Annotated in this window: 23 protein-coding genes and 2 tRNA genes; 8 read left to right on the forward strand and 17 right to left on the reverse strand. The window is 57.1% G+C overall.

Annotated elements, in window-relative coordinates:
• Positions 1-148: 148 nt before the first annotated feature.
• From ACKUG4_RS04390 to ACKUG4_RS04405, 4 genes are all read left to right on the forward strand, one after another.
• Positions 149-682 (forward strand): PBECR2 nuclease fold domain-containing protein, encoded by a 534-nt coding sequence (locus tag ACKUG4_RS04390; protein WP_445433527.1) that lies wholly within the window; start codon positions 149-151, stop codon positions 680-682.
• A 348-nt stretch (positions 683-1,030) separates the two neighbouring features.
• Complete coding sequence (locus ACKUG4_RS04395; RefSeq protein WP_007952610.1) at positions 1,031-1,249, forward strand: tautomerase family protein; 219 nt, start codon at positions 1,031-1,033, stop codon at positions 1,247-1,249.
• Positions 1,246-1,890, forward strand: coding sequence for a DsbA family oxidoreductase (locus ACKUG4_RS04400; protein ID WP_445433528.1), 645 nt, complete (start codon positions 1,246-1,248; stop codon positions 1,888-1,890). Before ACKUG4_RS04395 ends, ACKUG4_RS04400 begins: the two co-directional genes overlap by 4 nt.
• Before the next feature lie 33 nt (positions 1,891-1,923).
• Entirely contained in the window at positions 1,924-2,634 is a 711-nt protein-coding gene (locus tag ACKUG4_RS04405) for an SDR family NAD(P)-dependent oxidoreductase (protein WP_445433529.1), read from the forward strand.
• A gap of 58 nt (positions 2,635-2,692) precedes the next feature.
• On the opposite strand, the gene ACKUG4_RS04410 is transcribed toward ACKUG4_RS04405, so the two are convergent.
• A complete protein-coding gene (locus ACKUG4_RS04410; protein ID WP_085698038.1) occupies positions 2,693-2,959 on the reverse strand; it encodes a DUF3077 domain-containing protein in 267 nt (88 codons plus the stop codon).
• Between the two features lie 711 nt (positions 2,960-3,670).
• Between ACKUG4_RS04410 and ACKUG4_RS04415 the strand changes: the two genes are divergently transcribed.
• Complete coding sequence (locus ACKUG4_RS04415; RefSeq protein WP_445433530.1) at positions 3,671-5,266, forward strand: anti-phage dCTP deaminase; 1,596 nt, start codon at positions 3,671-3,673, stop codon at positions 5,264-5,266.
• Between the two features lie 27 nt (positions 5,267-5,293).
• Positions 5,294-5,467, forward strand: coding sequence for a hypothetical protein (locus tag ACKUG4_RS04420; protein ID WP_445433531.1), 174 nt, complete (start codon positions 5,294-5,296; stop codon positions 5,465-5,467).
• 689 nt (positions 5,468-6,156) lie between these two features.
• Here ACKUG4_RS04420 and ACKUG4_RS04425 read toward each other — a convergent pair.
• From ACKUG4_RS04425 to ACKUG4_RS04460, 8 genes are all read right to left on the reverse strand, one after another.
• Positions 6,157-6,930: a hypothetical protein gene (locus tag ACKUG4_RS04425; RefSeq protein ID WP_445433532.1), complete on the reverse strand. Its 774-nt coding sequence runs from the start codon at positions 6,928-6,930 to the stop codon at positions 6,157-6,159.
• A gap of 118 nt (positions 6,931-7,048) precedes the next feature.
• A tRNA-Thr gene (locus ACKUG4_RS04430) sits at positions 7,049-7,124 on the reverse strand.
• Positions 7,125-7,200: 76 nt separating this feature from the next.
• Positions 7,201-8,016 (reverse strand): FkbM family methyltransferase, encoded by an 816-nt coding sequence (locus ACKUG4_RS04435; protein ID WP_445433533.1) that lies wholly within the window; start codon positions 8,014-8,016, stop codon positions 7,201-7,203.
• 344 nt (positions 8,017-8,360) lie between these two features.
• Positions 8,361-9,596, reverse strand: coding sequence for a methyltransferase (locus tag ACKUG4_RS04440; RefSeq protein ID WP_445433534.1), 1,236 nt, complete (start codon positions 9,594-9,596; stop codon positions 8,361-8,363).
• Positions 9,577-10,266, reverse strand: a complete 690-nt coding sequence (locus ACKUG4_RS04445; RefSeq protein ID WP_039764656.1) for an ABC transporter permease — start codon at positions 10,264-10,266, stop codon at positions 9,577-9,579. The genes ACKUG4_RS04440 and ACKUG4_RS04445 overlap by 20 nt, the downstream gene beginning before the upstream one ends.
• Positions 10,263-10,958 (reverse strand): ABC transporter permease, encoded by a 696-nt coding sequence (locus ACKUG4_RS04450; protein WP_445433535.1) that lies wholly within the window; start codon positions 10,956-10,958, stop codon positions 10,263-10,265. The genes ACKUG4_RS04445 and ACKUG4_RS04450 overlap by 4 nt, the downstream gene beginning before the upstream one ends.
• Before the next feature lie 78 nt (positions 10,959-11,036).
• Positions 11,037-11,783: an ABC transporter substrate-binding protein gene (locus tag ACKUG4_RS04455; RefSeq protein ID WP_064592811.1), complete on the reverse strand. Its 747-nt coding sequence runs from the start codon at positions 11,781-11,783 to the stop codon at positions 11,037-11,039.
• A gap of 13 nt (positions 11,784-11,796) precedes the next feature.
• Positions 11,797-12,570, reverse strand: a complete 774-nt coding sequence (locus tag ACKUG4_RS04460) for an ABC transporter ATP-binding protein (protein WP_007897462.1) — start codon at positions 12,568-12,570, stop codon at positions 11,797-11,799.
• 552 nt (positions 12,571-13,122) lie between these two features.
• Between ACKUG4_RS04460 and gabP the strand changes: the two genes are divergently transcribed.
• The gene (gene gabP / locus ACKUG4_RS04465) at positions 13,123-14,514 is read left to right on the forward strand and encodes a GABA permease (protein ID WP_007952562.1); all 1,392 of its coding nucleotides are present in this window, start codon (positions 13,123-13,125) and stop codon (positions 14,512-14,514) included.
• 70 nt (positions 14,515-14,584) lie between these two features.
• Here gabP and ACKUG4_RS04470 read toward each other — a convergent pair whose 3' ends face one another.
• The 3 genes from ACKUG4_RS04470 to ACKUG4_RS04480 are packed head-to-tail and all read right to left on the reverse strand — an operon-like array spanning position 14,585 to position 16,428.
• Positions 14,585-15,037, reverse strand: a complete 453-nt coding sequence (locus ACKUG4_RS04470; protein ID WP_445433536.1) for a hypothetical protein — start codon at positions 15,035-15,037, stop codon at positions 14,585-14,587.
• Between the two features lie 6 nt (positions 15,038-15,043).
• The gene (locus tag ACKUG4_RS04475; RefSeq protein WP_007952560.1) at positions 15,044-15,457 is read right to left on the reverse strand and encodes a hypothetical protein; all 414 of its coding nucleotides are present in this window, start codon (positions 15,455-15,457) and stop codon (positions 15,044-15,046) included.
• 20 nt (positions 15,458-15,477) lie between these two features.
• A complete protein-coding gene (locus ACKUG4_RS04480; protein ID WP_445433537.1) occupies positions 15,478-16,428 on the reverse strand; it encodes an alpha/beta hydrolase family protein in 951 nt (316 codons plus the stop codon).
• 264 nt (positions 16,429-16,692) lie between these two features.
• Here ACKUG4_RS04480 and ACKUG4_RS04485 point away from each other — a divergent pair, with 264 nt between their 5' ends.
• Entirely contained in the window at positions 16,693-17,142 is a 450-nt protein-coding gene (locus ACKUG4_RS04485; RefSeq protein WP_039764662.1) for a hypothetical protein, read from the forward strand.
• Here the strand turns inward: ACKUG4_RS04485 and ACKUG4_RS04490 are convergent.
• The 5 genes from ACKUG4_RS04490 to ACKUG4_RS04510 all read right to left on the reverse strand — a co-directional run bounded on the left by ACKUG4_RS04490 (position 17,139) and on the right by ACKUG4_RS04510 (position 21,349).
• Positions 17,139-17,477 (reverse strand): hypothetical protein, encoded by a 339-nt coding sequence (locus ACKUG4_RS04490; RefSeq protein ID WP_445433538.1) that lies wholly within the window; start codon positions 17,475-17,477, stop codon positions 17,139-17,141. The genes ACKUG4_RS04485 and ACKUG4_RS04490 overlap by 4 nt on opposite strands.
• A gap of 136 nt (positions 17,478-17,613) precedes the next feature.
• A tRNA-Phe gene (locus ACKUG4_RS04495) sits at positions 17,614-17,689 on the reverse strand.
• Positions 17,690-17,793: 104 nt separating this feature from the next.
• Positions 17,794-18,066: an oxidative damage protection protein gene (locus ACKUG4_RS04500; protein WP_007952551.1), complete on the reverse strand. Its 273-nt coding sequence runs from the start codon at positions 18,064-18,066 to the stop codon at positions 17,794-17,796.
• Positions 18,063-19,130 (reverse strand): A/G-specific adenine glycosylase, encoded by a 1,068-nt coding sequence (gene mutY / locus ACKUG4_RS04505; RefSeq protein WP_236188737.1) that lies wholly within the window; start codon positions 19,128-19,130, stop codon positions 18,063-18,065. Before mutY ends, ACKUG4_RS04500 begins: the two co-directional genes overlap by 4 nt.
• Complete coding sequence (locus ACKUG4_RS04510) at positions 19,127-21,349, reverse strand: AsmA family protein (protein WP_445433539.1); 2,223 nt, start codon at positions 21,347-21,349, stop codon at positions 19,127-19,129. Before ACKUG4_RS04510 ends, mutY begins: the two co-directional genes overlap by 4 nt.
• Between the last annotated feature and the right edge of the window lie 291 nt (positions 21,350-21,640).

The following is a 21,640-nucleotide window of genomic DNA, read 5'->3' on the forward strand; positions in this document are numbered from 1 at the left end:
CCTCCTATTGAAAGACAAGAACGGGCTGATTTATTACCGCAGCACAAGTGGCTGAAATATCAGGCAGTTAATTTCGGGACATTTTCAGTCCGAGGCCATTAGATATCCAGGCAATGCCGGCATCCGCGAAGCTAGCGAGAGGATGCCAATGAGCGTGCCTGGGAGCAGGGCGTTACCTGAACAAAAGAACTGGAAGGATCTTGGTTTACCGGACATTCGGGACATTGATTCCGAGTTGCTGACTTCTGCGATCAGAGAATGTCCGGGTGCCGAGAGTCTGGAGGCTGCATGGGAGCAAGTTGCCAAAGGCTTCGGACTTCATGACGGCCTCAATTCAACAGTGATTGAGACACCCATTTGCCCAATTCTGGTGAGGCGCGAGCACTTGTTGCACATTGTGGAAAAACGCCCGAATGCTCGAGAGCGCTTCACGGACTTCGCGCAAGACACCCTGAAAAAGCCGTTAGAGATCTGGAAGATTTCCTACGATGACGACTCTTTCCGACTGACATACATCGGTGTCTACAACACGAAATACCAGATGCTGGTCGTGATCCATATCGATCACGGCAACGTACTTTGGAACTTCATGAACTGTGACAAAAAGGGACTGAACAAGCATCGGCATGGAGAGCTGCTGTTTCAACGTTACCGATGGCCCAAACAAAAAGGGCAGCCTTAACAGGCTGCCCTTCACGAAAAAGTTGCTTGATATTGTGCTCCCTCAAGCAGGGGAGAAGAGGTCTCACCCGAACGCTGATTATCAGGTCATCAACGGGGTTCCTAACGCCGACTATCGCCACCTGATGGCAGTCGGTTTCGCGCTCTTGGGGCCGATTCTCGGCCACTGAATTTGATGTGTCAACCTAAGACTTCAAGCGGTAAGTGGTAGCGACGTAGGTGTATCAATTCATTACACCACCTCACAAATGAAGTACCCCACCCCTACTTTTTCCCCTCCTGGCACACGCCTAAATTGAGCTCCAACACCTGACCATCATCCCGAGGGCAGGTCACTGGAGTAGTCGTCATGCCATTTGTCAGCGTACGCATCACCCGCGACGGCGTTACCCGTGAGCAGAAAGCTCAGGTGATCGCCGAAATCACTGAAACCCTGGAACGTGTCCTCAACAAACGCCCGGACCTGACCCACATCGTGATCGAAGAAGTCGACACCGATAACTGGGGCTACGCCGGCATCACCACCACCGAATACCGCCGACAGCTGGCGGAACGGGGCCAGTCATGACCCCGACCGTGACCATCGATTTCGTTTCCGACGTGGTGTGCCCCTGGTGCGCACTCGGGGCGACAGCGCTGGAGCAGGCGATCGGCAATCTGGCCGGTGAGATTTCGGTGAAGCTGACTTACAAGCCCTTCGAACTCAACCCGGACATGCCCGCCGAAGGCGAACCGGCCGTGCAGCACCTGATGCGCAAATACGGCCGCACCGCCGAAGACGTCGCCGCCGGCAAGAAGATGCAGATCGAACGCGGCAAGGCCATCGGTTTCGAGTTCGACCTGGAGAAACGCACGCACTTTCACAACACCTTCGATGCCCATCGCTTGCTGATGTGGGCGGCGCAGGAAGGGCGGCAGATCGCGCTGAAAAAGATCCTGCTGCGCGCTTACTTCCGCGACGGCGACAACCCCAACGATCACCCGACGCTTATACGTCTGGCGACCGAAGCAGGACTGGATGCGGCGAGGGCCCGCAAGGTGCTGGCCAACGACGAATTCGCCAGCGAAGTGCGGCAACTGCAGGCGTTCTACCGGCAGCACGGGATCAACTCGGTGCCCGCGCTGATCCTGAACGGCAAGCACCTGGTGTCCGGTTCGCAATCGGTCGAGTACTACGAACAAATGCTGAAACAACTGGCTGCGGCCTGATTCAACACCTACTTATTGATTGAGGATTTCATCATGAGCAATTCGAAAAAAACTGTCGTTATCACCGGAGCTTCCCAAGGTCTGGGCGAAGGCATGGTCAAGGCCTTCCGTGAGCTGGGCTACAACATCATCGCTACTTCGCGCTCGATCAAACCTTCGAACGACCCGCAGATCCTGACCATTGCCGGCGACATCGGCGACCCGGCCACCGCTCAACGCGTGATCAGCGAAGGCGTGGCGCGCTTCGGCCGTATCGACACCCTGGTCAACAACGCCGGCATCTTCGTCGCCAAACCGTTCACCGCCTACACCCCGGAAGACTACGCCGCAGTGCTGTCGGTCAACCTCAATGGCTTCTTCTACATCACCCAACTGGCCATCGCCGAGATGGAAAAACAGGGCAAGGGCCACGTGGTCAACATCACCACCAGCCTGGTCGACCACGCCATCGACGGCGTACCCTCGGTCCTCGCGTCGCTGACCAAGGGCGGCCTCAACGCCGCGACCAAATCCCTGGCCATCGAATACGCCAAACGCGGAATCCGGGTGAACGCGGTATCGCCAGGCATCATCAAAACGCCGATGCACGGCGAGGAAACCCACGCGGCACTGGGCGCACTGCACCCGGTTGGGCACATGGGCGAAATCGACGATATTGCGCAGGCCGTGGTGTATCTCGATAACGCGAACTTTGTGACTGGCGAGATTCTGCATGTGGATGGCGGGCAGAGCGCTGGGCACTGATTGATCCGGTAACACAAAGCCCTCGCCGCGATGCGAGGGCTTTTTTATGGGCGACGATTTATGGATCTGGACTCAACACTTTGACCGCGTCATCGACCAGCGCCTTGCTCAACTCCTGCAAATATTGCGAGGCGCAAGCGTGGAGTTCTGGATCGTTGGCAGCAGAAGTATCTGATGTGAGCAGTTTGGAGATGTGCAGCAGATGCGAGGCGTGGGAGAGGGCGGTGACGACCGGGACGCCGGGGTTGGTGCGGAACAGTGCGTGGTTGGACTGGAAGGAAAAATGGGTGAGACCGAGGGTTTTTAGGTCGTGGGGGTTGGTCATGGCTTCACCTACCGTTGGCTGGTTGGTGGAAAGGGCAGACTTTGGACGGATCGATGCTAATCATTTGTGAAACTCCCTGTATCAAATGAGCGCTGCCACTTCGTTCTCAGGCGAAAGGGTGGCAGCTATGCGCAGGCTGAGAAACCGGAGATACAGGAACCCGGCAGGCTCGAAAGCCTCCCACGCACAGCCGCCATTGCACGGAAATGCAGGCACAAAAAAACGCCGGCAAACGTGGGTTGGGGCGCTGGTGCGCCTGCATCTTACGCGGGTTCTCAGGCCCGGTCGCTGGATTGGCAGCGACGGGTTTGACGGTAGCGTGGGGGAGAGGGCAGCGCAATCGTGGCTAGGTGGTGGCGGGGTACGATAGTCGGAGAAGGGAAGTACGCGAGTTTTGAAGATTGTAGAAGAAAAGGAGAAAAGTTAAATAAAATTTATCTATGCGAATATATCAATAGTAAAAATTTATTATTAAATGGCTTAGCTTTAAATCTGAAGGCTCGTGCCAGGAGAGTAGGGGCACAGTAAATAGTATAACTATATGAATTTACTGGTTTTTAATTTTATAGGTTTTCGTGAATTGTTTGTTGTGATGCTTACAGTATTTTTATCGCTCGGTTTACATTGCGTATTTGTGTTCTATATTCAGTATGGATGTTTTTAGGTTTCCTCCACTGAACAGTTGGATTAACGCGAGTGTTAAGGACTGATATGGCGCGAGCGAAGAATGTCTCCTACAAAGGAGCAATGTCGTCAAAAGGGCAAGGAGCTAAATCCGGTGCGGACTTAAAAGAAACGTCTTTTTTGACCCCGTACCCTTATCCGGAGTTGGTTTTTGGTCTAGTCGGGCCGATAGGCGTGAGCTTGGATCCAGTCATTTCTGTTCTGAAAAGCAAACTAAGGACGTTTGAATACAGTTCTGATGTAATTAGATTAAGTGAGTGCATTGAGCGCTTTTTTAGCTCAGATTACAGTAGTGAACCAGAACATAAGCGAATAAAATATTTGATGGATGAGGGAACTAAGCTTCGTGTCGAAAGCGAGCGCGGGGATGCAGTTGCGTTGTTAACAATTGCTGAAATAGCAAATTCTAGAGCCTCAAATAGTAAAAAAAACTCTCGGCGCGCCTTTATTCTAAGGTCGCTTAAACATCCGCATGAAGTTGAAACCCTTAGAACGGTATATGGGAAAGGGTTTTTTCTAATTTCTGTTTACTCTCCACGAGATGTACGGGTTGCGGCGTTATCTGAACGAATAAGTAAATCTCAATTTGGTAAGGCGAATAATGCTCGAGCTAAAGCTGAGCGATTGGTAGAGAGGGATGAAGTAGAAGAGAACATTGCCTTGGGGCAGGATGTGAAAGATGCATTCCCGATGGCTGATTTATTTATAGATGGACGTGATAGAGCATCTTTTGAGAATCAAATTAATAGATTTATTGAGTTGTTGTTCGGGAATGTTTTTCTCACTCCAACTCGTGATGAACATGGTATGTACCATGCACGTTCAGCTGCGTTAAGGTCTTCTGACTTGAATCGGCAGGTTGGAGCTGCGATATTGCGCTCCGAAGGTGATCTAATTGCTGTTGGGTGTAATGACGTCCCTAAAGCAGGTGGTGACTTGTACTGGACTGGAGATAAAGGAGATGCCAGGGATTTTCTCCGTGGTATCGATTCAATGGCTGATGAGCGAGTTCAGGTTTTAGGCGAACTTCTAGAAAGATTGAAAAATGGTGGATTGCTAAACGTAAATAACAAGTCTACTGATTTTAGTAAGTTAGTTCACGATTTAATTTCGGGTAGCCAAAAGTTTGTTTTGAAGGGCAGTCGTGTAATGAATCTCTTAGAATTCGGACGAAGTGTTCATGCGGAAATGGCTGGCTTAATGACCGCAGCGCGCTTGGGGATTTCGGTTCAAGGGGCAACACTTTATTGCACAACTTTTCCTTGTCATATGTGCGCTAGACATATAGTGGCAAGTGGTGTCAAGCGTGTTGTGTATATTGAACCATACCCAAAAAGCAAGGCGAAACAGCTTCATCAAGATGCGATCGTTGTGGATCCTGTTACCTCATCTGATAGTCATGTGAATTTTGAACCGTTCGAAGGTGTGGCTCCTAGACAGTATCAGGAGATTTTCGACCCTAGGGACACTCGGAAAGATCCTCAGGGGAAGACCTCCGATTGGCAAGCAAACTCAAGTCCAAGATTTTTAAGATTTGCTACCGTTTATCGGGAGGTAGAAACGGCAATCATCGCAAATGAGATACCACACCTTGCCAAAAAGCTAGGAGTTAAACTATCCTAATTTATAGCAATCCTGAGTAGAGAGACCATGAAAAAATCGAGCAGCCTAGCAGAGCAAGTATTGAAAGCTCAAAGAGCCGTAGATGGTTGGCCTGATTCAATAAAATCTAGTATGCGACTAGAAGGGGCCGATAATTTTCTTAAGACTTTCTCTAAGGAGTCACAATTTGTTGATTCTCAGGAAGTGAAAAAGAAAAAATAACGCTTATACTTAAATAGTGAAATTAATAAGACCTTGTGTAGCAACTCAAGGTCTTTTATTTTGTTCTATTTTTGATGGTGACCTATTCAATTTGAATCTGCGTAATTTTTTCTGAAGAGATATCCACATGTAAACTATTGCAAATCTCACGCTGTGTAACCGCGAGCTTCTTTACGCGATATATGGATTGTCAGAATTGAAACGAGGGATACCATCTAGGGGATGCAAATTCACTATGGCAAGAGCGCCTATATATTCCCGCCGAAGATGTTTTTAACAGAGCTCAGGAACTTTAAGATTGCTCCGGCCCTTGGGGACGACTTCTAGCTGGTTTTGAATCGTTTCTAAGTTACTCTGAATTCGCTGTCGAGCTTCTCAGCTTGTAGAGAGCTAGCGACATGCCACTTTTCATCAGATGAGCGTGCTGAAAATCGATCTGTCCCCGGTCCGAACGTGGCTTACAGCGGATCTTCGACAGGTATATCACCTTTATTACTCTTATTTCTCAGGGCCATATATTCAGGAGAAGCTTAAATGCCGACTGCAGCGGCATAGCTGGCGGCATACGCAGATCCTCTGCTAACTGGATGTTCATGGCGTGTTCGTCTGTGCATTGCAGGCTTTCGCGCAGACCGTCGAGGCATCGGCTGAAATTGTGACTAAATGGAATTCAATGGATAGACGACAGACTAGCTTCGGCTAATGCGATGCAATATAGGGATGGCGACCAAGCAAGCTATAAGCATCATCCCTGCGAGTGCTAACGCATAACCAAATGGGAACGGGAAAAGTTTCTCAATTTCGTTGCCAACACTCGCAAAGGTGAGTCCACATCCAATTGTGAAGGCAAACCCGGTTGAGTACGCCAATGGTCTGGAGAGGATGATGTTGCGGCCGGCTGCCATTGCGAACAGAAAATACATAACGGCCAGATAGAAGGCTCCGGCCACCTTGATGACGAGTTTCATCTCGCTTGATTGCGGAACAGATGAGTCAATATAGGAAATCTGTTTCACACCAGCAATCCGAGCTTGCGCTCCGAAGGTAGGCTGACCTCCCGACGTTATCACTGTTACGAAAACGGAATCTTCTGAGTTCGATAGGTAGGGAGCGATCATCACCCGCTTATCTTCCGTAGAAACTTTAGCGGTGATGCCTTTGGGGAATGTGGTGGTAATTTGAGCTGTCACAACCACGGCGTCACCTAGAGGAACCAATTCAATAGGGGTTTCGAATTCACCGGGCAAAATCGACTTTGAACCATCGTTCACGACCTCGAATAACGATAGATAGGGGTCGTCGATTCTTCTTCCGTTTAACGTTACCTGCAGATCTTTGATACCGGCTTGCGCGCCAGGTTGAAGAGTGGTCGAGGCCAAAAGCTTGACCGAAATCGAGCGTGCATCATGTGAAGACTGCCACACGAAAGGGGCTAGTATTCCAGTAAAAGTGAGTACGAACATAACCAGATATTTCCAGTCAAGAGACCTCCAGTTCATCGTACCGTTTCCTTTTGTTACGTAGCTTTTACGTATAGCAGACAAACAAAAGCCCCGCATCGCTGCGAGGCTTTGTTTTGTATGGTGCCGGCACCAGGAATCGAACCCGGGACCTACTGATTACAAGTCAGTTGCTCTACCATCTGAGCTATACCGGCGTGTGGGCGACGATTATAGCGACTCGGGTGCTTCTGTAAACCCCTGAATTCAGACTATTTTTGCGCCCTCTGCGATTCACGCCCGGCGCAGGACGTTGCGCAGTTTTTGTACAGCGCGCCAGGCGCGGCTGTTTTGCATGGCGCGCAGTTGGGCTTCGGCTTGTTCGGCGCGTTGCAGGGCGGTTTCCAGGGCCGGGTTTACCGGGTGGGCGAGGTTGTGGCCTTTGCACAGCTGGAAGTTGTCGAGGTTGCACGGTGGCAGGTCGAACGCGGGTTTGAGGTTGATGTGTTCGTTGGCGAGGAAGAAGCTGTTGAGGCCGTCGAACAGGACGTTGGTATAGCCGGCGTCGGTCACCAGGTGTTCCCAGGTGTGGTCGCGCTCCCATGGGGTTTCGATGAGGATGATCCAGGGGCGGAAGCGGCTGAAGTCCATGCCGCGCAGGACGGTTTCTTCGTGGCCCTCGACGTCGATTTTCAGGAAGTGGATCGGCCGCTCGGCGGCGTGCTCTTCGCAGATCGAGGTCAGTGTGCGTGCGTTGACAGTGAAGCTTTGCACGTCCATGCCGAGGTTTTTGCGTTCTTGCGCAACGACCGGGTCAGCGGTGGACAGGCCGGTGTCGGCAATGCCGTAGAAAGTCAGTTCGCCCTGCTGGTCGCTGGCCACGCATTGCAGCGTGGTGTCGCGGGGGCGATGCTGGCGGAGTGCGTCGTAGTAGTTCTGCATCGGTTCGACGTTGATGCCTTGCCAGCCGCGATCATAGAAGGCCTTGGTGACCGAGTCGTGGACCGGGTCATTGGCGCCGACGTCGATATAAAAACCGTTTTCAAAATACTGCAGGGCGCGCCAGAGGCGTACGTCCTCGAAATTCTGTGCGTAAGAAATGAACGTCACGGTCGCTTCCTGTCGGTCAGATTTTTCTTGTTCGGGCGTGCGCTACCTGCACGGCGTAGGTCTGTATAGCAAGGGCAGATGGCCGGTGCAATTGTCCATTGCCGGCGTCCGCGATTCGGCGGTTATGTCCTTTTGGTCGAGGGCTTATGCACAACAGGCTTTGAAGAGGACGGGCTTAGAGGGGATTTTGTGGACGGGTTCTCATTTGAATCGCAAATCCCTGTTTTGCCAGTTTTTTATTCATATGAACAAAAAATGACCAGCGCTGTTAGTGGCCTGAAACAGCCGTGGATATTGGATCCACGATAATTCCATCAACAGAGTTATCCACAGGCTGTGGAAGATTAAGCGCGTTCGGCCAGCAACAGGAAATTGCGCGGTGTGAGCGGCGCTTCGCAGAAGGTGCCGAGACGTACGACGTATCCCTGTTCGGTGAGGAAAAGTGCCCGATCCAGATTCAGCCAAAGCTCCAGCGACCGTCGGAACAGTCCACGCAGCAGTTCCAGGTTGCGAACTTCGGCTAACCGCTGCCAACCGGCGGCTTCCAGTGCTACCCAATCTGGCGCGCCAACTGTGGATAACTCTTTCAACGCTGCCAGATCGCGGCAGTAATCAGCGAACGGTTTGTCCAGCCAGGCGCTCGGCAGGGACGGCGTCGGCAGGTATTCGTCGACGCCACGCACTTGTCGTTGCAGCAGATCGAAAGCCAGTCGGCGGGCCATGGAGGTGTCACGCTGACGTCGGACGCGGGCACCGGCGGTGACGGTTTCGCTCATCGGCAGGGACAGATCTTCCAGCGAGAGCTGTAGGGCGGAGCATGAACCTGCGGAGGACAACGCCTGATATTCAGTGCGACTGATCCGGTTGTAACAGCACGGTGCAATTGCCAGTTGTCGACAGCCAGCGGCGGAGGCCAATTGCATCAGGCGTACATGCAGATCGCCACAAGCATGCAGGGCGACAGGCGTGTGCTCGGCGTGCAGCAATGACGCGGTATTCGCCGCGAGCACATCCTGCTCGACATGCAGCGCATGCAGGTGATGACGCTGACTCAATGCCTGGCCGCTGGCGACCAACGCCGAGTCGTATTCCAGACAGGTGAGTTGCTGGCCAGTGCCGAGCAGGCGCCGGCCCAAATGGCCTTTGCCCGAACACCAATCCAGCCAGTGCTTCGGTTGCGCGGCAAACGACAAGCGGCTGGCAAAGGCCTCGATCTGCTGCCATTTGCGCCCCGGCACATCGACATTCAAACGATGCCCGGCGGCTTCCAGTGAATGCGCAGGCAATTCACCCACCGCACTCAACTCAAGCGACAGCGCCGCCAATGAAGCAAACGGCTCCGGCGCATCCAGGAGTTCGGCAGGTTGGTTGTGGGCGTTTTCCGCATCTTCCAGCGACCGCCCGCGTAGCCACGAGGCCAGTTCCGGGTAGGACGCTTCCCAGGGAAGTTGCAGATGAATGAACGGGCGGGGCTTCCATAGCGCCTGATGCGCTGTGAGAAATGTGTCCAGTGCCGTGAAACGGGCGAGCAGGGCCTCGCCCGTCAACACGTCGGAAGAATCAGCGCCCCTGGCACGCATCGACGCGCAGCCAGCGTTCCAGCAGCTTGAAGCCGCGAACCAGTACGTAGGCCATCACCAGATAGAACACGCCAGCGGCGAAGAAAATCTCCACCGGCAGGTAGGTGCGAGCAATGATCGTGCGCGCCATGCCGGTCAATTCCAGCAGGGTCACGGTGCTGGCCAGGGCACTGGCCTTGAGCATCAGGATCACTTCGTTGCTGTAGGCCGGCAGGCCGATGCGCGCGGCGCGCGGCAGGATGATGTAGAACAGCGCTTTCGGCCGGGACATGCCCAGCGCTCGCGCCGCTTCGATCTCGCCCGGCGGAATCGCCTGGATCGCCCCGCGCAGGATCTCGGCGATGTACGCCGCGGTGTGCAGGGTCATGGTCGCAGTGGCGCACCAGAACGGATCGCGCAGGTACGGCCACATCGAGCTGTTACGCACCGCGTCGAACTGCGCCAGGCCGTAGTAGACCAGGAACAGCTGAACCAGCAACGGCGTGCCACGGAAAAAGAAGATGTAGGCGTAGGGCACGGCGCGCACGTACCACAGCTTCGAAGAACGGGCGATGCCCAGCGGAATCGCCAGCAGCAAACCGGCGATCACGGCGATGGCCACCAGTTCCAGGGTCAGCGTTGCGCCCTGGGCCAGTTTCGGCAGCCACTTGATGATGACTTCCCAATTCATTGAGCGCTCCTCGCGAAGCCGCGTGCGGCGCGTTTCTCCAGCAGGTGCATGCCGATCATCGCCAGCACGGTCAGGCACAGGTACATGAGCGCCGCCACCATATAGAAGGTGAATGGCTGCTTGGACACGGTCACGCCGATCTGCGCGTGACGCATGATTTCTTCCAGGCCAATGACCGACACCAGCGCGGTGTCTTTCATCAGGATCATGAACAGGTTGCCCAGGCCGGGCAGGGCGATGCGCCACATCTGCGGCATGATCAGTTTGGTGAAGATCCGCCATTTCGACAGGCCCAGGGCCACGCCAGCCTCGCGGTGGCCTTTGGGAATGGCGAGGATCGCGCCGCGAAACACTTCCGTGGCGTAGGCGCCGAAGCACAGGCCCAGCGCAATGACGCCGGCGGCGAAGGCGCTGAGTTCCAGTCCGGGATTGCCGAAAAACTCACCGAGCGCGCGCATGGTGTTGACCGTACCGAAGTAGATCAACAGCACCCAGAGCAATTCCGGGATGCCGCGCACCAGGGTCGAATAGGTTCCGCCAAGCCATTGCAAAGGCTTGTACGGGGAAGTCTTGGCCAAGGCGCCGAGCAGACCGAGTACCAGCCCCAGGCACAGGGCCGAAAGTGCCAGTTTGACGGTCATCAGCGCGCCGGCGAAGAGCGCCGGGCCGAATCCGTAGAGGTCGATAATCATGGATTTCTTTTCAAATCGCGGCAGGCAAGGCCGGGGATCGGCACCGTCATGTAACGGCGCCGATCCGGCAGGTCAGGATCAGTAGATGCTGAACGGGAAGTACTTGTCGTTGATCTTCTTGTAGGTGCCGTCGGCAACGATTTCCTTCAGCGCAGCGTTCAGCTTCTCGCGGATCGGGTCGCCTTTACGTACAGCGATACCGATCTTGTCGCTTTCTTCCACCGGATCGCCCTTGAATTCATAGGCTTTGCCGGCGTCGCTTTTCAGCCACTCGTAGTTGACGTATTTGTCGGCGAGGATGCCGTCCAGACGACCGGAGGTCAGGTCGAGGTAGGCGTTTTCCTGGGTGTCGTAGAGTTTCACTTCGACGCCCGGCATGTTGTCTTCCATGAAGGTGCCGGCGAGGGTCGCGCGCTGGGCGCCGATCACTTTGCCTTTCAGAGAGTCCTTGTCGGTCTTGAACTCTTTATCCTTCGGCGCGATGAATTGCAGCTTGTTGGAGTAGTACGGGTCGGTGAAGTCCACCGCTTGCTTGCGCTCGTCGGTGATCGACATCGAGGAGATCAGGAAGTCGAACTTCTTGGCGTTCAGGGCCGGGATGATGCCGTCCCAGTCCGAAGTGACGACGGAGCATTCAACTTTCATCTTGGCGCACAGGGCGTCGCCGATGTCTTTGTCGAAGCCGACGACGTTGCCGCTGGCGTCTTTGTTGTTGAACGGCGGGTAAGCCGCTTCGATGCCCATCTTCAGGGTCTCGGCCATGGCACCGGCGCTGAACGCGAGGGTGACGGCGGCGGCCAGGAAGACCTTTTTGTAGTTCTGCATGCGGGTAGCTCCGTTAGCGGTTGCTGGACATGAATTGTTTGCAGCGCGCCGAAAGCGGGTTTTCGAACACCTGCTGTGGCGATCCTTGCTCTTCTACCAGGCCCTGGTGGAGGAACACCACTTCGCTGGAGACCTGACGGGCAAAGCCCATTTCGTGGGTCACGAGCAACATGGTGCGGCCTTCTTCGGCCAATGCGCGGATGACATTAAGTACTTCCTGGACCATTTCCGGGTCAAGGGCGGAGGTGGGCTCGTCGAACAGGATCACCTTGGGCTGCATTGCCAGCGTGCGGGCAATCGCCGCGCGCTGTTGCTGGCCGCCGGACAGTTGCGCCGGATAGGCGTGGCGCTTGTCGGCGATGCCGACCTTGGCCAGCAGCGCTTCGGCGACTTCGATGGCTTCGGCCTTGCTCTGGCCGAGCACGCGGCGCGGGGCTTCGATGATGTTGTCGAGCACGCTCATGTGCGGCCACAGATTAAAGTTTTGAAACACAAAACCAATCTCGGAGCGCAGGCGGTTGATCTGCTTGCCGTCTGCGGCAACCAGTTCGCCATTCTTGGCGGCCTTGAGCTTGAGTTCTTCCCCGGCCACCAGGATCTGGCCCTGATGCGGGTTTTCCAACAGGTTGATGCAACGCAGGAACGTGGACTTGCCGGAACCGGAGGAACCCAGGATCGAGATCACATCGCCGTCGCGGGCGGTCAGCGAGATGCCTTTGAGCACCTCAAGCTGTCCGTAGCGTTTGTGCAAGTTGCGGATTTCAAGCGCGGGCGTGGCCTCAGCCATGTGCGTTCCTCATATATGTTGCGCTCCTGCTGTTGGTTGGCCTTCCTGGCGAGGCGGCCAAGCTAGCATAGCGTTTCAATGGCAGCCAACAGCGCTACGAGCGGTAAACGGATGGCGTGTGGCAGGTTGTCGCATCGGCGCAGCAGACTGTCGCCCCATCAACAACCGAACGGGTGTTTGAACGTGGATTCCCGTGGGTGTCGCGTAAAAAAAGGCGCGATGTTGCCACCTTTGGCGGGGTGTTGGAAGCGCTATCCGGCCGATCGTTCCTCATTCGCCCTTTTATTGTGCATCCCGCACTTTTTCAGTGTGTTTCTGGTGCGCTCGTTCGTTTGAAAAGTGAGTCGCAGGGTAACGTTTTGGCGAAAGGCCATTATTCTCAAGGACTTGCGATGACTGTCCGGTCGCGCGGAAAACCGCAGGGCAGAAGAGTTTGAAACATTTTGGCGCATTTATTGCGTGCAGAATCCGGAACGCCCCGTTGGATTCTTTTTACGAGAAGGAACGCCAGACGGGCCGGACGCAATCGCTTTCCTCGCAAAGGTAGTTCCAATGAGCAGTACCCAAAGCTCCAATGGCCTCGAACAGGGGCTCAAACCGCGTCATGTGACCATGCTGTCGATCGCCGGGGTGATCGGTGCAGGTCTGTTCGTCGGCTCCGGCCACGCCATCGCCGCTGCCGGTCCCGCTGTTCTGCTGGCTTACGCCGCTGCTGGCGCGCTGGTTGTGCTGGTGATGCGCATGCTCGGCGAAATGGCGGTTGCCTCGCCTGACACCGGCTCGTTCTCGACTTACGCCGACCGCGCCATTGGCCATTGGGCCGGTTTCACCATCGGCTGGCTGTACTGGTGGTTCTGGGTTTTGGTGATTCCGCTGGAAGCCAACGCCGCCGCAACCATCCTGCATGCGTGGTTCCCGGGTGTGGATATCTGGGCGTTCGCGCTGATCATCACCATGCTGCTGACGGTGACCAACCTGTTCAGCGTGAAAAACTACGGTGAGTTCGAATTCTGGTTCGCCCTGCTCAAAGTCGTGGCGATCATCGGTTTCATCATTCTTGGCGTCGCGGCCATTTTCGGCTTCCTGCCGAACAGCCAGGTCAGCGGCGTGTCGCACATCTTCGACACCCAGGGCTTCCTGCCGAACGGCATGGGCGCAGTGCTGGGCGCGATCCTGACCACCATGTTCTCCTTCATGGGTACCGAGATCGTGACCATTGCGGCCGCGGAATCGAAGAACCCGGGCAAGCAGATCTCCAAGGCCACCAACTCGGTGATCTGGCGAATCGGCCTGTTCTACCTCGTTTCGATCTTCATCGTTGTGGCCCTGGTGCCATGGAACGACCCGGTTCTGGCCAGCGTCGGTTCCTACCAGACCGTACTTGAGCGCATGGGCATCCCGAACGCCAAGATGATCGTCGACATCGTGGTTCTGGTCGCTGTAACCAGTTGCCTGAACTCGGCGCTGTACACCTCTTCGCGCATGCTGTTCTCCCTCGGCAAGCGCGGCGATGCCCCGGCCATGGCGACCCGCACCAACAAAAGCGGCACCCCTTACTGGGCGGTAATGCTGTCCACTGGCGCGGCGTTCCTGTGCACCTTCGCCAACTACGTAGCCCCGGCGGCGGTGTTCGAGTTCCTGCTGGCCAGCTCCGGCGCGATCGCGCTGCTGGTGTACCTGGTGATCGCGATTTCGCAACTGCGCATGCGTAAACAACGCATGGCTCGCGGCGAGAAAATCGTCTTCAGCATGTGGCTGTTCCCGGGCCTGACCTACGCGGTGATCGTGTTCATCGTGGCGGCCCTGACCATCATGCTGTTCCAGGATGCCCATCGCGTGGAAATCCTCGCGACCGGCCTGCTCAGCCTGCTGGTGGTCGCGGCCGGTCTGCTGGTGGCTCGCCGCCGCAATCTGGAAAAGCGTGGCGCCGCAGTGCTGAACTGATCCGCAACGTGTAACGCAAAACGGCCGCTGTCAGTGATGACAAGCGGCCGTTTTTGTTACTGCGAGCGGTTTATTCGCTCTTCTCTTCCTGCGCTTCCACCGACTGACCGTAGGTGTCCAGCGCAATCCCGAAATCGCTGATGAACTGCGGTTCGCTCAGCCACGCCTGGGCGGTCTCGCGATCCATGCCATCGGCCCACATGCGGTAGTCGATCAACATGTCGGCGGCCAGGTGAGTGGCGGCCATGCCTTCGTTCTCGGCATTTTCCATGTCCAGCAGTTCAGGATGGTCGACGATGATGAACGCCAGTTCACGCAGCAGCGTCAGCAGCATTTCATTGCGGCTGACTGCTTCGGCGTCGCGCATCTTGCTGAACATCGCCAAGGTGTATTCCGGGATCGGCTCGGCCAGGTGGCCGAGGTCATCGTCCTGCGCCAGGGGTTTGCGACCGATCATGCGGATCTGCTTGGCTTTGGCCTTGGCGCGTTTGGCGCGTTTCTGTTGCTTGTTCAGGGATGCCATGGGAACTCAGTTTTTCTGTTGGGTTTGTGCGGCGATTGCGTCGGACGCGGCCACATAGTCTTTCTGGAAATCCGGCGATTCGATCCACGCCAGAGCGCCGGCCTCGTCGGTCTCGGTGGACCACTGGCGGTACTCGATCAGCGCGGCGAGGATGAAATCCATCGCGCCTTCTTCGCCTTCCTGCTCGTACACCAGCTCCAGCAGCGGGTCTTCGAGGAACGCGGTGCACAGGGCCTGCTGGCTGATCTTCTCGGCGTCGATCATTTTCTTGAACAGTTCGGTCAGGTCCACCGATTCGAAATCGATGCGGTCGTCGTTCGGGTCCAGCTCGACCGGCGCCTCGGCACGTTTAGTGCGGTTCTGCTTGGCCTTGGTCTTGGCCCGGGCGGCGCGTTTTTGCTGTTTGTTGGCGGAAGCCATGGTGTGTGTTCCGTGGTGCGTTAAAGGGCTTGGCTGCGTGGGATTGTGCGCCCCGGTGTGTCGCAGGCCAGTTCGCCGGTCTGCAGCCAGGTCAGAGCGATGGGCCATAGTGTGGCTTGGTATGCGCTGCGAAAAAAGGCGAAATGTCCGACTTGCTGTTCACCGATGTCCTGCGGCTCGATTCGCAGGTGGGTCTTTTGTGCATTGTGGAAGTAAGCCAGCAGGCGTTCGATGGCGGGAATCGTGCCGTAGGGATCGTCACTGATGCTGATTGCCAGGGCTTTGGCCCGGACGTTGGCGAAGGGCAGGTTGCGGATCGTTCTACCGCTCGGACGCCGCTCATAACGTGCGGCAGGTGTGCTCCAGTCGCGCACTACGCCGGCGGGCGTGTCTTCCAGCCAGCCAAGTCGCTTGCCCGGAAAATATCCACAGAACAGCGTGACCAGCGGCATCAGCAGATGCCATTTGCCGAACATCCGCCAGCGGTGCTCGGGCGCGTAATCGCGCCAGTAAGCGAACTGCGCGCCAACCGTCACCAGTCGTCGGATTACCTGTCCGGACGCCCCCAGGCCTGCTGCGCAGCCGCCGAAGCTGTGCCCAACCACATCGATCGGCTGACCGGGAAACTCCCGCTGTGCGCGTTTGAGCATCGCCTCGAAATCCAGCGCGCCCCAATCCGTCCACGAAGCCTGCAAATGCCTCATCGACTTCGGCCGCGATTCGCCAATGCCGCGGTAGTCGTAAATGATCACGTCGAAGTCATTGGCGAACAGATAGGCCGCGAAGCGCGAGTAGTGGCGGCAGCGCACGGACGTGGCGGCGTTGATGATGACCACGGGGCGTTGTGGATCCGGTGAGGCGTGACGCCAGGTGAAACCGCCGAGCAGATAGCCGTCGGCGGCGGGCTCTTGGAAAGGCTCGCTTTCTGCTGACAGCTGACCGAGTGGCAGTGGCACGCTTTGGAGGTTCATGGCGATCCAGACTTTCGGGGACGGGTCGAGGATGAACTTCAAGCGGGTGGGTATGCAACGAATTGGAACGCAGTGAGTACCCAATTCGCGGGTTCATCAGTCAATTGCTGATTCGAGACGCAATGCGGCGCGAATCGTTGGTGGAATTTTCTGTAGTCCTTTTCGTGTCAGCCGCAACTCCCAATCGTTCTAAAACCCACCCCGCAAGACAAAATCTAAACAGAGGTAACGATTGGGTTCCGCGAGAACCCGGGAGTCGTCCTCATGAAACGCGTTCTTTCATTCGTGCTGCCCGTCGCCGCTGCGGCGATATTACTGTTTCCGCTCATGGCGCAGGCTGAAAGTCTGGAGCCGATCAACAATTCCGCTGTGCAGGTTCAGCAGCAAGAGCAGAACGGTGTTCGTTATCTGGCCGGCGGGATTGGTGAAGATGAGTCGAAAGCCATTCAGCAATCCGCGGGCTATAACCTGCACATGACCTTCGCTGTCGGTACGCAAAACGAATACACCGCCGATGTCGACGTGGCGATCCAGAAAGCCCCCGGTCAAACCGTGCTGACGCTCAATCAAACCGGGCCATTGGTGTACGTTCAGCTACCGCCAGGCAAGTACACGGTCGTCGCCACCCGCAAGGGTGAAACGCGTCGGGATGTGGCGCAAGTAGGCGGCGGTGCTGCGCGCAATCTGGTGTTCCACTGGAACGACAACAGCTAACATCGCCGACGGTCACGCCCGGGTGGCGTGACCGTCGCGGTGCGTCCCATCCAGATCAGAAGCCAGGCAGCGCCCGACAGGAAGAGTGCGAAGAGGCAGTGCGTGGCAACAGTGAACCAGAAGTCGAAGGACTGTTCGGCCTGTGAATACACGGCGAAGTGTTTCCCCCGCGCCATGTTGCTGATGCGTCCCTGAATAAGGCCGTTCACCGTTTCATAAGTGATCAGGCCTACGCAGAGGGTCAGTACGATGCCGAGAGCGATCATCAGCCAGTCGGTGCGTTTTACGGGTGGCGCAGGATGGGGCAGGGGGACGCGGGTTCTTTTCTGGTTCATCGCGGTGATGACCCTCTTCCGTAAGGGTTGAGCAACGTATCGCCAATTCCGGCCTGCAAGAAGGACGGAATCGGGCCGTGATCAAATCGCAGGCATAAAAAAACCCTGAATCTTGCGATTCAGGGTTTTCGGTATTTGGTGCCCAGAGACGGAATCGAACCGCCGACACGGGGATTTTCAATCCCCTGCTCTACCGACTGAGCTATCTGGGCAACGGGGCGCATTAAAAGGGTTTTTCGGATTTACGTCAAACACTTTTTTAAAATTTCTTAAATTAATTCCGTCGCTTACGATCCGACCCCCGATTTCGCGGGGTTTACTCTGCAGGCGGAACGTAGCCTTCGGCCTGAGCGTATTCCTCGCCGGAGAAGTACTTGTCCATTTCGCCCTGAAGAAATTTGCGATCTTCGGCGTTCATCATGTTCAGGCGTTTTTCGTTGATCAGCAGGGTCTGGTGTTTCTGCCAGTCGGCCCAGGCCTTGGCCGAGACGTGTTCGAAAATATCCTGGCCCTTGGCGCCCGGGTACGGTGGGCGCTCCAGACCTTCGAGTTGTTCTTTGTACTTGCGGCACATTACGGTGCGGGTCATGTCGACTCTCCTGCATTCAAGACGGTGGCCGCGCGTTCGAGCAAGGTCTTGACCGGGGCGGCGAGGCCCAGGCGCGGCGGGGTGGCGAGGTTATACCAGAGCCAGTCGGCCTCGGCCACGTGACCGCCGGCCTCCTGCACCTGAACCAGCCAGGGTTCTATGGACAGCTGGAAGTGGCTGAAGGTGTGGACAAGGCTCGGCAGTGCCTGCTGCTCGCCCAGTTCCAGTGAGTGCTGCGCGGCGAGGTGTTGCAGGTCGTCGAGGTCGTCGAGTTCCGGCAGGCTCCACAAACCGCCCCACAATCCGCTGGACGGGCGCCGATAAAGCAGAATCGCGCCGTCCTCGTTGGCCAGCAGCGGCATCAGCGTGCGTTTCTGCGGAATGGCCTTGCGCGGCTTGGGGATCGGGTAGCGCGTTTCCAGCCCCAGCATGTGCGCTTCACAGCCGTTTTTCAGCGGACACAGCAGGCAGCTCGGTTTGCTGCGGGTGCAGAGCGTGGCGCCCAGGTCCATCATCGCCTGGGTGTAGGCGTTGACCCGATCCTGCGGCGTGAAGCGCTCGGCGTTGGCCCACAGTTGCTTGGCGACCTTCGGCTCGCCGGGGTAACCCTCCTGCGCGGTAAAGCGCGCCAGCACCCGTTTGACGTTGCCGTCGAGGATCGGCGCGCGCAGGCCCATGCTGATGCTGGCGATCGCGCCGGCGGTGGACAGGCCGATGCCCGGCAGCTCGGTGAGTTTCTCGACATCCCGGGGAAACTCGCCGCCGTACTGGCTGACGACGATCTTCGCGGTCTTCTGCAGATTGCGCGCGCGGGTGTAGTAACCGAGCCCGGTCCACAGGTGCAGCACTTCGTCTTCCGGCGCTTCGGCCAGGGCTTCGACCGTCGGCAGGGCGGCCATGAAGCGGTCGAAGTAATTGAGCACGGTGCTGACTTGGGTCTGCTGCAACATGATCTCGGACACCCACACCCGGTACGGGTTGATGTTCTGTTGCCAGGGCAAATCATGGCGGCCGTGGCGGTCGAACCATTCCAGCACCGCCGTGGAAAACTGCTCCGCTCTCATCGCTTGAACAGCCCCTTCAATGCGTTTTTCAGTTCCGGGCTGACTTTGTCACCCAGTTTCTCGTCGATCTTTTCGCTGATCTTGTCGCCGGCCAGTTTGCTCGCGACCTGGCCCATGCGTTCGTTGTCCACGCGGCAGGCCTTGGCACCCAGCTCCAGCGGGCCTCGGCAGCGCAGCGGCCATTCGATGCCGACGAATTTGTCGCCGACCTGACAGGCCGGGTCCGGCATGGCACTGGTATCGCCTTCGACGACGATGCCGACGCGATAGTCCATGCCCAGCACCTTGAGGTCGATATCGCCGTCACCGTTGACGCTCATGCCGGGGATGCGCACTTTCAGGTCCGGGTTGCTGGCCACCCCGTTGCGGAACGTGAGGTTGCCCTTGAGCTCCTGGAACGGTGTGTCCTTGCCGCGCGGTTCGCCGCTCAGGGATTTACGGTTGAGGGTGGCGATGCCTTTGCACAGTTGCTGCTCAAGGTTGGCGTTGAGCAGCACGCCGTTGTTGATCACGAAACTGGCGTTGCCGTTGAGGGTTTCGATCAGCGCCTGCTGGCTGTTGCCGCTGCCGGTGACGGTGCTGGTGAGATTGACCAGACCTTTGACCGGCGGGTTCTTGCCCTGGCTTTCGAGGATTTTCTCTACCGGCACCCGGTTGATCCGGGTTTGCAGGTTCAGCACCGGCGCCGTCTGGCGCACATCCAGCGTGCCCTTGGCTTCGAAGTCGCCGTTGTACAGCTCGCCGCGCAGGTTCTCCAGGGTCAGCAGGCCGCCCTGGCCGGTGGCTTTCAGTGCGGCGTTCTGGATCGGTAACTTGTCGAGGGTCAGCTGGCCGAAGGTCAGGTCAGCGTTGACGTCGAGCTTGCTCAGGCGCTCAACAGGGAACAGGCGCTCGGTGCTCCAGGCGCTTTTGCTCGGTTTTTCCGGCAGCGGGGTGCTGCCGGCCCCGGCCATCGCATCGGCTTCGGTGCTGGCGACTTCGGCCTGACGGACCTGGGTAGCGGTGTTGGCTTTTTCCGATTTCGGCGCCAGGTAACGGTCGACGTTGAAGGTGTCGGCCTTGAGGACCGCCCGCAGCGATTGTTTGGCGAAATCCTCGACGGCGATGCGGCCGCTGAAGTTGCTGTCGTCGAGTTTCAGGTTGATGTTGTCCAGCGCCAGGCTGGTCGGCGTCGCGGCGACACGGCTGACCAGTTCAACCTTGCTCAGGCTGCCTTCGGCCATGGCTGGCAGGGTCTGGCCGATGCTGTCGACGAATTTCGCGAGATCGAACTGGGCAATGGAAATTCCGCCGCTGATCTGTGGCGTCTTGTCCAGGTCATTGGCCTTCAACTCGCCCAAGGCACGCAGCTGATTGACCGAAAGCTTGATGCCGGTCCATTCGGCGACGTTGGCGGCCTTGTCCAGCAGCAGTTGGCCTTGGGCGGCGAAGGTCATGGTCTTGCCTTGCAGCGGATCGCCGGCGACTTCGCCGGACAGCTTCAGGTCTTCGAGCTTGTAGCGTTGCAGGGCGCGCTCGAAACGCAGCTCGCCGTTGAGCTCGGTGCGCACCCGCAGCACCGGCTGGTTGGTGCCGAGAAACGCGGTGGCCTTGACCGGGATGTTGGTCGAATCGTGAACAGCGCCGGTGCTCAACTGGATGCTTTCGGCGCTGAATTGCTTGCCGGTCAGCTCGTCGTTGTATTCCACGCGGGCGTTGTTGACGGTCAGGCTGTCGATGTCGAGGCGAATCGGCTGGGCCGGTTTTTCCACCGGGGCCGGTGTTGCTGGAGAGGCTTCCCCGGCGGTCGCAGGCGGTGTGCTTCCGGCGGGAGCCGGCACCTTGCCGATGTCTTCCCAGTTGCCGTGACCATTCTTGTCACGGTTCAGGCGCAGGTTCAGGCCTTCAACGCGCACGTCGCTCATTTGCACCTCGCGGCGCAGCAGCGGCAGCACGCGCACGGACAGGCCGAGCATCTGCAGGTCGGCGAACGGTTCGGCAGGCTTGGCCAGGGTAGCGACGCTGGCCTCGTGCAGTTCCAGGCCGAGCCACGGGAACAGGCTCCAGCCGATATCGCCATTGAGCGTCAGCTCGATGTGGGCCTTGTCGCGGGCAATCTGGCGGATCTCGTCCTTGTAGTCGTTGGGATCAAACAGGTGGGTCAGGGCGAAGCCCGCCGCCACAATGATCAGCAACAGCCCGAGAAGTACCAGACCCAGGATTTTGCCGAACGCTTTCATGGGCGAGTCCTTGTAAGTAGTCGAATTCGTAATTTAGCCGGGGAGTATAGCGCTGCATCAACCCTCGCTGTCGCGGTGCCCCGTCAAGGCTGCTGAACCGCGATATACAGCGCTTCGACAACGATCGGCATCGGGGTTCCCGGGCGTCCTGAGATCAGATGACATGAAAAAGGTGATATCAGTTTGGTTTTTCTGTCACGTGCAAATGGTAACCTTCGCCCGTTCGTCCGCCCATCTGCGACTTAACGTCGCGCTTTCAAGGAGCTTCACCCGCAAAAAACGGTCATGCCT

The sequence above is a fragment of the Candidatus Pseudomonas auctus genome, assembly GCF_048654275.1.
Taxonomy (GTDB): Bacteria; Pseudomonadota; Gammaproteobacteria; order Pseudomonadales; family Pseudomonadaceae; genus Aquipseudomonas; species Aquipseudomonas pharyngis.

Coding starts and splice junctions, on each gene's coding strand:
- ACKUG4_RS04390 (WP_445433527.1), top strand. CDS start 149: ATGAGCGTGCCTGGGAGCAGGGCGTTACCTGAACAAAAGAACTGGAAG.
- ACKUG4_RS04395 (WP_007952610.1), top strand. CDS start 1,031: ATGCCATTTGTCAGCGTACGCATCACCCGCGACGGCGTTACCCGTGAG.
- ACKUG4_RS04400 (WP_445433528.1), top strand. CDS start 1,246: ATGACCCCGACCGTGACCATCGATTTCGTTTCCGACGTGGTGTGCCCC.
- ACKUG4_RS04405 (WP_445433529.1), top strand. CDS start 1,924: ATGAGCAATTCGAAAAAAACTGTCGTTATCACCGGAGCTTCCCAAGGT.
- ACKUG4_RS04410 (WP_085698038.1), bottom strand. CDS start 2,959: ATGACCAACCCCCACGACCTAAAAACCCTCGGTCTCACCCATTTTTCC.
- ACKUG4_RS04415 (WP_445433530.1), top strand. CDS start 3,671: ATGGCGCGAGCGAAGAATGTCTCCTACAAAGGAGCAATGTCGTCAAAA.
- ACKUG4_RS04420 (WP_445433531.1), top strand. CDS start 5,294: ATGAAAAAATCGAGCAGCCTAGCAGAGCAAGTATTGAAAGCTCAAAGA.
- ACKUG4_RS04425 (WP_445433532.1), bottom strand. CDS start 6,930: ATGTTCGTACTCACTTTTACTGGAATACTAGCCCCTTTCGTGTGGCAG.
- ACKUG4_RS04440 (WP_445433534.1), bottom strand. CDS start 9,596: ATGCGTGCCAGGGGCGCTGATTCTTCCGACGTGTTGACGGGCGAGGCC.
- ACKUG4_RS04445 (WP_039764656.1), bottom strand. CDS start 10,266: ATGAATTGGGAAGTCATCATCAAGTGGCTGCCGAAACTGGCCCAGGGC.
- ACKUG4_RS04450 (WP_445433535.1), bottom strand. CDS start 10,958: ATGATTATCGACCTCTACGGATTCGGCCCGGCGCTCTTCGCCGGCGCG.
- ACKUG4_RS04455 (WP_064592811.1), bottom strand. CDS start 11,783: ATGCAGAACTACAAAAAGGTCTTCCTGGCCGCCGCCGTCACCCTCGCG.
- ACKUG4_RS04460 (WP_007897462.1), bottom strand. CDS start 12,570: ATGGCTGAGGCCACGCCCGCGCTTGAAATCCGCAACTTGCACAAACGC.
- gabP (WP_007952562.1), top strand. CDS start 13,123: ATGAGCAGTACCCAAAGCTCCAATGGCCTCGAACAGGGGCTCAAACCG.
- ACKUG4_RS04470 (WP_445433536.1), bottom strand. CDS start 15,037: ATGGCATCCCTGAACAAGCAACAGAAACGCGCCAAACGCGCCAAGGCC.
- ACKUG4_RS04475 (WP_007952560.1), bottom strand. CDS start 15,457: ATGGCTTCCGCCAACAAACAGCAAAAACGCGCCGCCCGGGCCAAGACC.
- ACKUG4_RS04480 (WP_445433537.1), bottom strand. CDS start 16,428: ATGAACCTCCAAAGCGTGCCACTGCCACTCGGTCAGCTGTCAGCAGAA.
- ACKUG4_RS04485 (WP_039764662.1), top strand. CDS start 16,693: ATGAAACGCGTTCTTTCATTCGTGCTGCCCGTCGCCGCTGCGGCGATA.
- ACKUG4_RS04490 (WP_445433538.1), bottom strand. CDS start 17,477: ATGAACCAGAAAAGAACCCGCGTCCCCCTGCCCCATCCTGCGCCACCC.
- ACKUG4_RS04500 (WP_007952551.1), bottom strand. CDS start 18,066: ATGACCCGCACCGTAATGTGCCGCAAGTACAAAGAACAACTCGAAGGT.
- mutY (WP_236188737.1), bottom strand. CDS start 19,130: ATGAGAGCGGAGCAGTTTTCCACGGCGGTGCTGGAATGGTTCGACCGC.
- ACKUG4_RS04510 (WP_445433539.1), bottom strand. CDS start 21,349: ATGAAAGCGTTCGGCAAAATCCTGGGTCTGGTACTTCTCGGGCTGTTG.